Genomic DNA, 13,758 nt, shown 5'->3' with positions numbered 1-13,758 from the left:
ATCACGCTTCCTCGTTTTTCGTCGAAATCGCTCATCCTTTCATCATGTTGCCTGTTTTACGGCACCTTTCGGTAATTCTGGAAACCTAAAGCGCACGTTTCATTAAAAATCAGCGAGGTGGAATTTATTAATAAACGATAATATTTGTTAGCCAGATAGTTGGCTATAAATCTATCAAGGAAAAATAATGACTATAAAAATGAAAGCACTGGCGTTATCGATCGGTGCTGCAGTGGCTTTAACGTCTTTCGCATCCCAGGCTGAAATTACCCTGCTCAAGCAGGATCCGCAGGCCGGGAACCCGCTTAGCCGTCTGAACTTCACCGTGGGCGGGAGTATTCGTCCGCAGTTCAACATGATGACCGGCGATGGTGACAAAGGCTCTTACAAACGTAACGGTTTTGACGGCGGCACGCGTTTCCGCTTCGCCGCGGATTACTACCTGTTCGATGACATTAGCTGGATCAGCTACTACGAACTGGGCGTGAACATTCCGGCAGTCTTCGACTGGGATAACCACTACGCTGAAGGCGCCAACGACACGACTCGTCGTATGCTCTACACCGGCCTGAAGAGCGATACCTGGGGTACGCTGACCTTCGGTCAACAAAACAGCATCTACTACGATGTGGTTGGTGCGAAAACCGATATCTGGGACTATGACATGATTGGTCAGGCGCCGGGTAACGGTATCAACGGCGACTACGATGGTTCTTATCGTACCCGTAAATCGCTGAAGTATAAGAAAACGGTAGGCGATGTTGATCTCTACGCGTCTTATCTGTTCAGCGATGATTTGAACCTCAACAACGGTCTGCTGTACAAACGTAAAGGCGGCGGTTCACTGGGTGTGGATTACCATATCACCGACGACCTCTCCTGGGGTACGGCATGGAACTATACCCGTGCGGATATGAATACCACCTACAACAACGACGGTAAAACTTACGATCAGAACATCGTGGGTACGGCGCTGAGCTGGACGCCGGATAACTGGACGTTCTCCGTTGGCGGCGGCTGGTATCAGAACTTTATGACCACCAAAAAATCCTCCGTTCACGATTACTTCGCGGGCGATGCGTGGGGTATTGAATACTTCGCGGGCTACAAAATCCCGGTGGGCCAGTACGCGCTTAAATCCGTTCAGCCCTACTTTATGGGTGACCGTATTGAATACGTGAATGGCCGCAACTACCAGCGCATCGATAACGGCGTGGGTATCAGCTTCCAACTGGATTACGGTTTCCGCGTGGACTACGAACACGTGTTTACCTCCAGCACCGACGATCTGGGCGATATGAACCTGGTCCGTCTGCGTTACGATTTCTAATCGTCAAAAGGGCGGCCTTGCCGCCCTTTGCTTAGTTTATTTTTATCTTTCCTTAGTTAAATAACATCTAACTCTCGCCGCGCTTCCCGCTTTTTTGTTACACATCAGCTGGTTATAATCCCCAACGTTCATTTTCCTGTTTTTATTCGTTTTTAATGGCTCTTACCGGAATTATCTTCTTGATAATGCTGGCTTTATTTTCGTGCTGTTGGAAGTGTGAACAGATTGGCAAAGTGAATAGAATTCAATTGCCTGGCAATGATTGTCCGAGCAAATATAGCGCGTTAAAAATAAAACGGGATGCAAATAAAATCCTGCGTAATGAAAAGCTTGTGAAATATCTTAAATGCGCCAGTCCAGTTATTTATTTCTTTGAAAGAATTAAAAATTTAAGGGTAAGGAGTTAATGAGGTATGCGTAATTTATTTGTTCCCGCGGCGTTAATTTCACTCGCGTTGGGTTTAAGCGGCTGTGATGATGCAAAAAATAAAGAAACCGCCGCGGTTCCCGCGGCCAGCAGCGACAGCGCGCCGAAAGAGGGCGGTTCGCTGATTATCGGTATTACCAGCGGCGATCCGCTGGCGGTGAACCCGATTTATGCCAGCGATCGCACGACCCTCACTATTATGCAGGCGCTGTACGCGCCGCTCTACAGCTACAACGACGGGAAAGTCGAGTGGGGCCTGGCTAAAAGCCTTGAGCCTTCCGCCGATAACCTCAGCTATACCCTGAAGCTCAAGCCTAACCTGAAATGGCAGGACGGTCAGCCGATCACCGCCGACGACGTGGTCTTCACCTTCAACAAACTGCTGGATGAAAAGCAGCACAGCTTCTTCCGCAGTATGTTTATGTTCGGCGGCAAGCCGGTGCAGGTGAGCAAGGTCGATGATTTAACGGTGAAATTTACCTTGCCGCAGGTCAGCGCCGCGTTTGTTGGCACGCTGGTGCAGATCTACCCGATCCCGCAGCACGTGTTCGCTAACGAAAGCGATCTGGAAAAAAGCGCGAAAAACGATGCGCCGGTAGGCTCCGGGCCGTTCAAATTCAAAGAGTACCGCGCGGGTCAGTACTATGCGCTCACCCGCTTTGACGACTACTGGAACGGCAAAGCGAAGCTCGATTCGGTGACCTATCGCTTTGCGAAAGACAGCAATTCGGCAAACCTTGCGCTGCAAAACGGCGAGATCAACCTGAAGATGGTCGACCCACAGGACGTCACCCGCCTGCAAAAAACCGATAAATTTAACTTCGTGGTTTACCCGGAAGGGCGTCTGGCTTACATGACCTTTAACCAGAACGTACCGGCGATGCAGAGCAAAGACCTGCGTCAGGCCATTGCCTATGCCATCAACAAAAACGATCTGGTGACGACGGCCTTCACGTCGCTGGACTACGCTAAACCGGCAACCTCATTCCTGACGCCGGACACGCTGTACCATTCTGACGATGTGGATCAGTACGCTTACGATCTGGATAAAGCGAAAGCGCTGCTGAAAGCGTCCGGCGCGCCGAACGACCTGAAGCTGCGTTTAGCCTATATCAACACCAATAAAACCCAGGAGAGCATGGGGCTGTATATCCAGCAGCAGCTGAAAGCGCTGGGGATCAACGTCGAGCTGATGCCGCTGGACGCCAACGCTATGTCCCAGCGCAGCCTGGACATGAACAACACCGCCTATGAACTGAGCCTGGGCGGTTACATCATGGGTGCCGAGCCGGATGGCTACAAATCGCTGTTTATGAGCAACGAAGCCTACAACTACGCGCACTATAAAAATCCACAGTTCGATGCCCTGTGGGATAAAGGCGCCATTGAAACCGATAGCGCCAAACGCGGTGAAATCTATAAGCAAATCCAGCAGGTGGTGGCGACGGACATGACCTACTATCCGATTGCCTACACCAACGCGGTGGTGGCGGTTGATAAACGTTTCGGCGGCACTCAGAAAGCAGAGCCGAAGCCGGTTTATATGTTCCAGGATTTATCGAAGCTCTATCAAAAATAAGTATTTTTAGCCCCCGCTTGCGGGGGCTTTTTGTGAAGGGAATGTCGTGAACACTATGTTGACTCGTCGGCTGCTGCAGCTGTTGCCGATGCTTTTCTTTATCTCGCTGGTGGCGTTTTTGCTGGTTAAACTCGCCCCTGGTGACCCGGTTGCGGCCTACATAACGCCGCGCATGTCGCCGGAAGACATTGCGCATATCCGCCACAGCCTGGGGCTGGATAAACCGCTGGTCACCCAGTATCTCATCTGGCTGAAAAATATCCTGCGTGGCGATCTGGGCTATTCGCTGATATACCATCGCCCGGTGCTGGAGATGATTGTCGAACGGATCCCCGCCACCCTTGGTCTGATGGGAGCATCGCTGCTGCTGGCTATCGTGCTGGCGGTGCCGCTGGGACTGCTGGCCGGGGCATTTAAGCACCGTTGGCTGGACTACGTGCTGAACCTGTTTGCCTATATCGGCATTTCGGTACCCATTTTCTGGTTTGGTATCCTGCTGATTACCGTGTTTGCCGTCCAGCTCAACTGGTTTCCCAGTATGGGGATGCGCACTATTGGCATTGAGGACAGCTGGCTGGACGTGGCGCGCCACGGCGTGTTGCCGTGCATTGCGCTGACTTTTTACAACCTCTCGACTTACGTGCGTTACGTACGCTCCAACACCATTAGCCAGCTCTCGGCGGATTATGTACAAACGCAGCTCGCCTATGGGGCGACCTACCGTACGATTCTGTTCCGTCATGTGCTGAAAAACGTGCTGCTGCCGGTGATTACGCTGTTTGGCCTGTCGTTTGGCGAACTGGTGGTGGGAGCCTATGTCACCGAGAGCGTCTTCTCGTGGCCGGGGATGGGGCTGCTTGGGATCCAGGCGATCACCTCGCTGGACTACCCGCTGATCATGGCGATTATTCTGCTGTCGTCACTGATGCTGATCGTTGGCAACCTGCTGGCCGATCTGCTGTATCGCTTCGCCGATCCCCGCATTCGTACATTGAGGTAGCCACGATGAACAGACGCTGGCAAAACGTACGCCATCAGCTTCGCCGCAATCGTCCGGCGCAGTTTTCGCTGTTGGTACTGTTTATTTTTATTCTCGCGGCGCTGTGCGCGGGATTGACCCCTTACGACCCGGACCAGATGTCACTGGCCTCGCGGATGCTTCCGCCCGATGCCAGCCATTGGTTCGGCACCGATGAATATGGCCGCGACTATTTTACCCGTGCGCTGTGGGGCGGGCGAATTTCCCTGCTGGTCGGCTTCCTGGCGATGCTGTTTTCCACGCTGATTGGCACGCTGGTGGGCACGATTAGCGGCTACTTTGGCGGCTGGCTGGATAATTTGCTGATGCGCGCCGTTGATATTCTGATGGCGATTCCCGCTTTCTTCCTGCTGCTGGTGCTGAACGCCTATCTGAAGCCGGGCGTGGACAACATCATTCTGATTATCAGCCTGCTGACGTGGATGAATATGTCGCGGCTGGTGCGTGCGGAAACGCTGTCGATTAAGGAGCGTGAATATGTCCTCTACGCGCGCGCTTCCGGCGAACATCCGCTGCGTATTATTGCCCGCCATATTATTCCCGGCGTGCTGCCGACAATTATTGTGGCCGCCACGCTAAACATCGCTTCGGCAATCCTGATGGAGTCGACGCTGAGCTTCCTTGGCCTCGGCGTACAGCAGCCCGCGGCATCATGGGGCAGCATGCTGAACAATGCGCAGTCGTATATTGGCGAAGCATCCTGGCTGGCGATGTTCCCGGGGATTCTGATTCTGCTGACCGTGTTCAGCTTTAACGTGCTGGGCGACGTTTTCCGTACCGCCTTTGAACCGGGAGCCAACCGCGATGAGTAACCTGCTGGAGATTACCAACCTGCACACTTCTTTCTTCACCCGCGAGGGTGAAGTACACGCGGTGCGTGGCGTCAGTTTTTCGTTGAACGCCGGGGAACTGGTCGGCATTGTCGGAGAATCCGGATGCGGTAAGAGCGTCACCTGTAAATCGATTCTCCAGCTGCTGGGTAATAACGGCAAAATTACCGGCGGCAGCATTCGTTTTCGCGGCGATGACCTGGCGGAGAAAACGCCGCAACAGATGCGGCGGATTCGCGGCAGTGAGATTGCGATGATTTTCCAGGACCCGATGACGGCGCTGAATCCGGTGCTGACCATTGGCCGTCAGATGAGCGAAATTCTGATGCGCAATCAGGGGCTGGACCGCCGGGCGGCAAAAGCGAAAGCGCTGGCGATGCTCGATAGCGTCGGTATCGCCGATGCGGCGCGACGCTTTGAACAGTATCCGCATGAGTTCAGCGGCGGGATGCGTCAGCGCGTGATGATTGCCATCGCGCTCTCCTGTCACCCGCAGCTGTTGATTGCCGATGAGCCCACCACCGCGCTGGATGTGACCATCCAGGCGCAAATTCTGCGGCTGCTGAAGTCGCTACAGCAACAGACGCAGACCGCTATCCTGCTGATCACCCACGACCTTGGCGTGGTGGCGCAAATGTGCAGCCGCGTGGTGGTGATGTACGGCGGGCAGGTGATGGAAGAAGGGAAGGTCGACGATATCTTCCTGCGCCCGGCGCATCCCTATACACAAGGGCTACTGGCCTCTTTACCGCGTGCCGACGACCCGGAGCATCGGCTGTCGCCCATTGAAGGCTCACCGCCCGGTCTGTTAAACCCGCCGCCGGGCTGCCCGTTTGCCGAGCGTTGCGCGCATCGTCGGCCGCAGTGCGCGCGTCCGCCCGCGTTTTATTCCTGCGGTGAGGGGCATCGAGTGGCATGTTGGTTATGGCTGGAACAGGAGGCATCGGCATGAGCGAGTTACCGTTAATTCGTCTGCGCGAGGTACGTAAACACTATGCGCTGAACGGTGGGTTGTTAGGCCCCAAACGGCTGGTGAAAGCGGTGGATGGCGTCAGCTTTGATATTCAGCCGGGGGAGACATTTGGCCTGGTGGGGGAGTCCGGCTGCGGCAAATCGACGGTGGGGCGCGCCATTTTACGCCTGTTCGACATTACTTCCGGCGACATTGCCTTTGCCGGGCAGGAGATTGCCCAGGTGTCGGAGAAAACTCTTAAGCCGCTACGCCGCCGGATGCAGGCGATATTTCAGGACCCGTGGTCGTCGCTGAACCCCGGCATGACGGTGCAGCAGCTGGTGGCGGAGCCGATGAAGATTCATGGCTATGATGCGCAGACCCAGCGTGAACGCGCGGCGGAAATGCTCGACAAAGTCGGCCTGAAATCCGAGCATCTGACGCGCTTCCCGCATGAGTTTAGCGGCGGCCAGCGCCAGCGTATCAGCATTGCCCGCGCGTTGTCGGTGAATCCGGAGTTTGTGCTGTGCGACGAACCGCTGTCGGCGCTGGACGTATCGGTACAGGCGCAGGTGGTCAACATCCTACAGGATCTCCAGCAGGAGCTGGGGTTGACCTATCTGTTCATAGCCCACGATCTGTCGATGGTGCGGCATATTTCCAGCCGCATTGGGGTGATGTATCTCGGGAAGCTGGTCGAAGTCGCGCCTGCCGGAGAACTGTATCAGCGGCCCACGCACCCGTATACTCAGGCGCTACTGGCGTCGGTACCGGTGCCTGATCCACGCGTGCGGCAACTGGAGGAAGGCGGGCTGAAGGGCGAGATTCCGAGCCCGACGGCGGACATTCGCGGCTGCCGATTTTGCAGCCGTTGCCCGCATGTCATGCCGCAGTGCCAGCAGCAGGAGCCGCCAATGCAGGAGATCGCGCCGCGTCACTTTGCGGCCTGCTGGCTATTTAAAGCTTAAGCGTGCGTAGCCAGCCAGTGGACGACCGCTTCCGATGTGCCGCGAAAGACAATCTTGTCGGCTTTTTTCTCTAGCTGATAGCGGTACATTGGGTCGTAATACTCGTTCAGCAGCGGCACCAGCCAGGCGAAGTGCGCCTCGGTGGAGCCGCTGCGCTGCTGTTCGGCCAGCGCGTCGTCGAGCGTCGCCGTCAGTTCAGCAAAGCGCTGTAACCCCAGACGACGGCGAATGGCGAACAGGCCGTGATGCAGGTATTCGCAGTACTCCAGCCAGCCCTTTTCTTCGCCATAGGCGGCGAGGAAATCGTGATGCATACGGGTGAAATACTCTTCACGCAGGCGCTCAAGACGCAGATCGAACGGATCTTCCACTACCGCGATCGGCGACTCGGCCATCCGATCCCGCAGACACTCCGGCAGATGATTCGCGCCGATCATCCGGCCTTCATCTTCCAGCACCCAGCGAACGCGCTCTTGTTGATGTGCCCCTTTGAGCAGCGCCGTGGCCAGATGGTTCTCAAAGGTGGCCTGTGAAAACTGCGCATCAAGCGTGCGGCCAAACGATGAACCGCGATGATGCGCCAGCCCTTCAAGGTCGATCCCCTGCGGCTGCTGGCGGACCAGCGGCGTTTTGCCATTGCCGGTGCAGCCGCCGATCAGCACGATCGGGTGGCGCACCAGCTCTTCCGTGGCCTGCATCGCCGCCTGGCGCAGCGCCTTGTAGCCGCCGACGATCAGCGGATAGTCAATGCCTTCGGCCTTAATCCAGCTTTGTGTGATATGCGAACGCTGCCCACCGCGCGCGCAGCACAGATAGCCCTGCGGCGCCTGCCGACAGGCCTCCAGCCACGCGGCGATGCGCTGCTGGCGCGTTTCGCCGGAGACCAGTTCGTGCCCCAGCGCCAGTGCGGCTTCCGGCCCCTGACGTTTATAGCAGGTACCAACGGCAGCGCGCTCTTGATCGTTCATTAACGGCAGGTTGACGGCGGCGGGCATCGCGCCATGCGCAAACTCAACCGGCGCGCGAACGTCAATGATGGGCGTTTCTGCGCGCAGAATAGCGCAGTAATCCGTCCCATTTTTCATGGGCAATCCTTCTCTAACAAAGTGGGGGTAAGGCGGTCAGGGCAGGATTTTACGCTTCAAGGAGGGGGCCGGGGAAGCGTTAGATACTTTCCCCGGCACGAAAGGCCTATTTCAGACGCGTTTGCGCCCAGGCAATGCCGTTGGCGTATTCGCCCGGCAGCAGCGGCACCAGCGCTTCCAGCGTCGCGCTCAGGCGGCCCGTGTCGCTGTCGTTGAGGTTGAGATGGCCCACTTTACGACCCGGCCGTACCTCTTTGTCGTACCAGTGCAGGTGCACCAGCGGCAGTTTCAGCCAGTCGTAGTTCAGATCGGAACCAATCAGGTTGACCATCACCGACGGGCTGTTAACCACCGGCGGTGGCAGCGGCAGGTCGGTAATGGCGCGCAGATGCAGCTCGAACTGGCTGATGGACGCGCCGTTTTGCGTCCAGTGGCCGCTGTTGTGTACGCGGGGCGCCAGCTCGTTGATCAGCAGACCGCCAGGGGTGACGAAGCACTCCATCGCCATCACGCCAACGTAGTTCAGCTCCTGCATAATGGCGCTGAGCATGGCTTCCGCCTGCGCCTGCTGCTGGGCGTCGGCCTGCGGGAAGGCGACGCTCATGCGCAGAATGCCGTCCTGATGCAGGTTATGCGTCAGCGGATAGAATACGGTGCTGCCATCGTGGGCGCGGGCGCCCACCAGCGACACTTCGCCGGAGAAGTTAATGCCCTGCTCAACGATGCATTCGCCATAGCATTCGTCCGGCAGCTGCGCGGTGTCGTCTTTGCGCAGACGCCACTGGCCGCGGCCATCGTAGCCGCCGGTGCGGCGCTTAACGATCGCCAGCTCGCCCAGACGGTCAAAAACGCCAGGCCACTCATCGGCGTGGGCCAGCAGTTGCCACGGCGCGGTTGCCAGATTGAGCTTATCGAACAGCTGCTTTTGCGTCAGACGGTCGGCAATGATCGGGAAAACGTCACGGTTCACAAACGCGGTGTGCTCCGCCAGCTCACGAGTGAGGGCGGTTTCCGGCCAGCGCTCGATTTCAGCGGTGATCACACTCTGCTGAAACGGCACGGCGGCAGGGTCGGCTTCTAAACCGACCGGCCAGACGGCGATACCCAGCGGCTCACCGGCCTGGCGCAGCATACGACCTAGCTGCCCGTTGCCCAGCACGCAGACCTGCTTCATGCGGCACCTCGCGGGTCCGGGTTATCCAGCACTTCATCGGTTTGCGCTTTACGCCAGTCGGCGATGCGCTGATGCAGTTCCGCGTCGTGCTGAGCCAGAATCTGCGCGGCGAGCAGGGCGGCGTTAGCGGCACCGGCTTTACCAATCGCCAGCGTACCGACCGGAATTCCGCGCGGCATCTGCACGATGGAGTAGAGGCTATCGACACCGCTTAATGCGGCGCTCTGGACGGGGACACCCAATACCGGGACCAGCGTTTTGGCGGCAATCATTCCGGGTAAGTGCGCAGCGCCGCCGGCACCGGCAATAATCACCTGATAACCGTTGCTTTCGGCGTCTTCGGCGAAGCTGAACAGTTTATCGGGCGTGCGGTGGGCGGAAACCACTTCAACATGGTGAGGTACGTTCAGAATATCGAGGATTTCTGCGGCGAACTGCATGGTAGCCCAGTCGCTTTTGGACCCCATCACGATGGCGATACGTGCCGGATTATTGCGGGAAGACATGCGTCTGAAAACTCCTGTGGGTGTGCTGCACACGACGTTAGAGGCCACAGAGAATAACACGGAAAATGGGCAAGGAAAACGGTTGCGTCGCCGTGGGACGGCTGATTACGGCGGAAAATTTAAAACGGGAAGGGGATCAGTTCAACATCTTCCGCGGTCACTTTCACCATTGAACCGTGGGTATGCCATGCGCCGAGCACCACGCGATGCGCCTGCGCGCCGTTGGCGCTTAGCGTGTGGATATCCGGGCGATGGGTATGGCCGTGAATCAGCCACTGCACCTGATGCTTTTCCATCACCGCCACCACCGCCTGCGAGTTGACGTCCATGATTTCCATCGATTTGCTGCTGTTGGCGGCCTTGCTGTCACTGCGCATCTTCTGCGCAATACGGCGGCGGATAAACAGCGGCAGGGCGAGGAATAGCTTCTGGATCCACGGGGTGTGTACTTTGGCGCGAAACGCGAGATAGCCCGGATCGTCGGTACATAGCGTGTCGCCGTGCATAATCAGCACCCGGCGGCCATAAAGCGTCAGTACCTGTTCTTCAGGCAGCAACTGCATGCCGCTCTCGCGGGCGAAGCGTTTGCCAATCAGGAAATCACGGTTGCCGTGAATAAAGAAGCAGGGGACGCCGGAATCAACCAGCGATTTAATGGCAACGGCCATTTCACGATGTAGCGGGTTGGGGTCGTCGTCGCCAATCCAGGCTTCAAACAGGTCGCCAAGGATGTACAACGCGTCGGCCTGACGAGCTTCACCGTGCAAAAAACGCAGAAAACCGGCGGTAATCGCCGGTTCTTCTGTTTGCAGATGTAAATCTGCAATAAAGAGTGTCGCCACCGATTACTCGCTGACGGTCACGCTTGTAATCACAACGTCTTCTTTTGGAACGTCCTGATGCATACCGCTGCGGCCGGTAGAAACGCCTTTGATCTTGTCAACCACGTCCATGCCTTCAACCACTTCAGCAAATACGCAGTAGCCCCAACCCTGCAGGCTTTCGCCGGAGAAGTTCAGGAAGTCGTTGTCTGCTACGTTGATGAAGAACTGAGCGGTCGCGGAGTGCGGAGCCTGGGTACGCGCCATGGCCAGCGTGCCACGGGTGTTTTTCAGACCGTTGTTGGCTTCGTTTTTGATCGCTTCTTTGGTGGTTTTCTGCTTCATGCCCGGCTCGAAGCCGCCGCCCTGAATCATGAAACCGTTGATAACACGGTGGAAAATCGTGTTGTTGTAGAAACCTTCGCGGCAGTAGTCCAGGAAGTTTTTGACTGTTTCCGGCGCTTTGTCGTCGAAAGTTTTGATGACGATGTCGCCGTGATTAGTGTGGAAAGTAACCATTTCTGCATCCTGTTCCGTTTAAAGTGGTGCTTTAGCCCGCCTGTGGGCGGCATATAGGCGTCTGTTATAGCATAACCCGGAACATCGATCACCTTGCATTGTGTGCTGCTTCCGGGTTGAATTACGGGTAGAATATACCGTTTCAGGCGAAAGCCCGGTTCACACACGTAAACATGGAATTCTCGATGCTAAAAATCTTCAACACAATGACCCGCCAAAAAGAGGAATTTAAGCCCATTCATGCCGGAGAAGTGGGCATGTACGTGTGTGGTATCACCGTTTACGATCTCTGTCATATCGGCCATGGCCGTACCTTCGTCTCCTTTGACGTGGTGGCGCGTTATCTGCGTTTCCTCGGCTATAAGCTGAAGTACGTGCGTAACATCACCGATATTGACGACAAAATTATCAAACGCGCCAACGAGAACGGTGAAAGCTTTGTCGCGCTGGTGGATCGTATGATCGCCGAGATGCACAACGATTTCGACGCGCTGAATATTCTGCGTCCGGATCAGGAGCCGCGCGCCACGCACCATATCCACGAAATCATTGAAATCACCGAGCAGCTGATCGCTAAAGGTCACGCCTACGTGGCGGACAACGGCGACGTGATGTTCTCGGTGCCGACCGATCCAAACTACGGCAAGCTGTCGCGTCAGGATCTGGACCAGTTGCAGGCCGGCGCGCGCGTCGATGTGGTTGACGTGAAGCGTAACCCAATGGACTTCGTGCTGTGGAAGATGTCTAAAGAAGGCGAGCCGAGCTGGCCGTCCCCGTGGGGCGAAGGCCGTCCGGGCTGGCATATTGAATGTTCCGCGATGAACTGCAAGCAGTTGGGCAACCATTTCGATATTCACGGCGGCGGTTCGGATCTGATGTTCCCGCACCATGAAAACGAAATCGCCCAGTCTACCTGCGCGCACGACGGCGAGTACGTGAACTACTGGATGCACTCCGGGATGGTGATGGTTGACCGCGAAAAGATGTCCAAATCGCTGGGTAACTTCTTTACCGTGCGCGATGTGCTGAAGTACTACGACGCCGAAACCATCCGTTACTTCCTGATGTCCGGCCACTACCGTAGCCAGCTGAACTACAGCGAAGAGAACCTCAAGCAGGCGCGTTCCGCGCTGGAGCGTCTGTACACCGCGCTGCGCGGTACCGACAAATCCGTCCCGGCGGCGGGCGGCGAAGCGTTCGAAGCGCGCTTTATTGAAGCGATGGACGACGATTTCAATACCCCGGAAGCTTACTCCGTGCTGTTCGATATGGCGCGTGAAGTGAACCGCCTGAAGGCTGAAGATATGCAGGCCGCGAACGCGCTGGCGTCGCATATGCGTAAGCTTTCTGCCGTGCTGGGCCTGCTGGAGCAGGAGCCGGAAGCCTTCCTGCAAAGCGGTGCGCAGGCAGACGACGGCGAAGTGGCTGAAATTGAAGCGTTAATCCAGCAGCGCCTGGACGCGCGTAAAGCGAAAGATTGGGCAGCGGCCGACGCCGCGCGTGACCGTCTCAACGAGATGGGCATCGTGCTGGAAGATGGCCCGCAGGGCACAACCTGGCGCCGTAAGTAAGCTTTAACCCCTCTCTCTGCCAGAGAGAGGGGTTTCCCGCCCTTGTAGCCCCTCCACAAACGCCGTCATCAGCTCTGACAGCGGTTCGTCGTACCACAATGCATAAAGATCGGCGGGTACCGCTTGTGCAAGCGGCAGAAAACGTACGCCCGGCCAGTGAATCAACCCGCAGGTTTCCGGCAACAGCGATAGCCCCATTCCCGCGCTCACCAGCGCTAACGCCGTTTGCGGCTCGTTTACCTGATGGGTAATCAACGGATAAAACCCTGCCTCCACGCAGCGGTCGTGCAGCTGACGAGCGAAGTCGCTCTGTTCAAAGGAGAGCTAAATCAGTGGTCTGGCGGCCAGCGCGGTTAAGGGAACCGAGCTTAGCTGGCACAACGGATCGTTCTCCGGCACTGCGAGAGCAATAGATTCATGGGCAATCAGCTGGTTACGGATGTTGGTTTCGGCATAAGGCAGGACGTTGCGGTTAATGGCGATGTCGATAGTGCGGGCGCGCAGCGCGTCAATTTGCTGATGCTGCGACAGCTCGCGCAGACTCCAGTCGACCCCCGGATTCTTCGCCTTAAACGTTTTCAGCCGCGTCAGTAGGGTGCCCCACAGTGCGCTGCCGACGATACCGATGGTGATATGCAGGTTCTCGCTGCGACCGATTTGCCGCACGTAGTTCAACGACTGCTCGGTGGCGCTCAGGATGCGGTCAACCTCGGTTTTTAGGACCAGCCCGGCGCGGGTCAGCGCCACTCTCCGGCTGGTTCGTTCGAACAATTTGGTTTCCAGCGTCTCTTCCAGCTCTTTAATCTGCATGCTCAGCGGTGGCTGGGAGATATTCAGCCGCGCTGCTGCTCGCCCGAAATGCAGTTCTTCAGCAAGAGCCTGAAAGTAACGCAGCGCGCGAATGTTAATGCGGTTGTTGGCCAGAGCGTCGGTCATGGTTCGTTCGGGATAAAGGGG

12 protein-coding genes and 1 pseudogene are annotated in these 13,758 nt (G+C 56.7%); 7 read left to right on the top strand and 6 right to left on the bottom strand.

Annotated features, from left to right (window positions below):
* The first annotated feature begins 187 nt into the window (after window positions 1-187).
* The 6 genes from GY169_RS17510 (at window position 188) to GY169_RS17485 (ending at window position 7,125) form a co-directional block, all read left to right on the top strand.
* On the top strand, window positions 188-1,330 hold the full coding sequence (locus tag GY169_RS17510) for a porin (protein WP_163445973.1): 1,143 nt from the start codon (window positions 188-190) through the stop codon (window positions 1,328-1,330).
* Between the two features lie 413 nt (window positions 1,331-1,743).
* Window positions 1,744-3,336: an ABC transporter substrate-binding protein gene (locus GY169_RS17505; protein ID WP_167576452.1), complete on the top strand. Its 1,593-nt coding sequence runs from the start codon at window positions 1,744-1,746 to the stop codon at window positions 3,334-3,336.
* A gap of 55 nt (window positions 3,337-3,391) precedes the next feature.
* A complete protein-coding gene (locus GY169_RS17500; protein ID WP_223804155.1) occupies window positions 3,392-4,336 on the top strand; it encodes an ABC transporter permease in 945 nt (314 codons plus the stop codon).
* Window positions 4,337-4,341: 5 nt separating this feature from the next.
* The gene (locus GY169_RS17495) at window positions 4,342-5,187 is read left to right on the top strand and encodes an ABC transporter permease (RefSeq protein ID WP_167576451.1); all 846 of its coding nucleotides are present in this window, start codon (window positions 4,342-4,344) and stop codon (window positions 5,185-5,187) included.
* On the top strand, window positions 5,180-6,157 hold the full coding sequence (locus tag GY169_RS17490) for an ABC transporter ATP-binding protein (protein WP_167576450.1): 978 nt from the start codon (window positions 5,180-5,182) through the stop codon (window positions 6,155-6,157). The genes GY169_RS17495 and GY169_RS17490 overlap by 8 nt, the downstream gene beginning before the upstream one ends.
* Window positions 6,154-7,125: an ABC transporter ATP-binding protein gene (locus GY169_RS17485; protein ID WP_167576449.1), complete on the top strand. Its 972-nt coding sequence runs from the start codon at window positions 6,154-6,156 to the stop codon at window positions 7,123-7,125. Before GY169_RS17490 ends, GY169_RS17485 begins: the two co-directional genes overlap by 4 nt.
* On the opposite strand, the gene mnmH is transcribed toward GY169_RS17485, so the two are convergent.
* The 5 genes from mnmH to ppiB all read right to left on the bottom strand — a co-directional run bounded on the left by mnmH (window position 7,122) and on the right by ppiB (window position 11,230).
* Window positions 7,122-8,210 (bottom strand): tRNA 2-selenouridine(34) synthase MnmH, encoded by a 1,089-nt coding sequence (gene mnmH / locus GY169_RS17480; protein WP_163445979.1) that lies wholly within the window; start codon window positions 8,208-8,210, stop codon window positions 7,122-7,124. The two genes, GY169_RS17485 and mnmH, sit on opposite strands and share 4 nt — an antisense overlap.
* Window positions 8,211-8,316: 106 nt before the next feature.
* Window positions 8,317-9,384: a 5-(carboxyamino)imidazole ribonucleotide synthase gene (purK, locus tag GY169_RS17475; protein WP_167576448.1), complete on the bottom strand. Its 1,068-nt coding sequence runs from the start codon at window positions 9,382-9,384 to the stop codon at window positions 8,317-8,319.
* Complete coding sequence (purE, locus tag GY169_RS17470) at window positions 9,381-9,890, bottom strand: 5-(carboxyamino)imidazole ribonucleotide mutase (protein WP_163445981.1); 510 nt, start codon at window positions 9,888-9,890, stop codon at window positions 9,381-9,383. The genes purK and purE overlap by 4 nt, the downstream gene beginning before the upstream one ends.
* Before the next feature lie 119 nt (window positions 9,891-10,009).
* Window positions 10,010-10,732 (bottom strand): UDP-2,3-diacylglucosamine diphosphatase, encoded by a 723-nt coding sequence (gene lpxH, locus GY169_RS17465; RefSeq protein ID WP_167576447.1) that lies wholly within the window; start codon window positions 10,730-10,732, stop codon window positions 10,010-10,012.
* A 3-nt stretch (window positions 10,733-10,735) separates the two neighbouring features.
* Window positions 10,736-11,230: a peptidylprolyl isomerase B gene (gene ppiB / locus GY169_RS17460; protein ID WP_064548074.1), complete on the bottom strand. Its 495-nt coding sequence runs from the start codon at window positions 11,228-11,230 to the stop codon at window positions 10,736-10,738.
* Window positions 11,231-11,415: 185 nt separating this feature from the next.
* Here ppiB and cysS point away from each other — a divergent pair, with 185 nt between their 5' ends.
* Window positions 11,416-12,801, top strand: coding sequence for a cysteine--tRNA ligase (gene cysS / locus GY169_RS17455; protein ID WP_163445983.1), 1,386 nt, complete (start codon window positions 11,416-11,418; stop codon window positions 12,799-12,801).
* A 3-nt stretch (window positions 12,802-12,804) separates the two neighbouring features.
* Here cysS and GY169_RS17450 read toward each other — a convergent pair.
* A pseudogene (locus tag GY169_RS17450) lies at window positions 12,805-13,737 on the bottom strand (LysR family transcriptional regulator).
* Window positions 13,738-13,758: the final 21 nt, after the last annotated feature.

It is taken from the genome of Kluyvera genomosp. 3 (assembly GCF_011765685.1).
GTDB lineage: Bacteria > Pseudomonadota > Gammaproteobacteria > Enterobacterales > Enterobacteriaceae > Kluyvera > Kluyvera georgiana_A.
The sequence above is the reverse complement of the archived record's forward strand: the minus strand, read 5'-3'. Positions and strand labels throughout refer to the sequence as shown.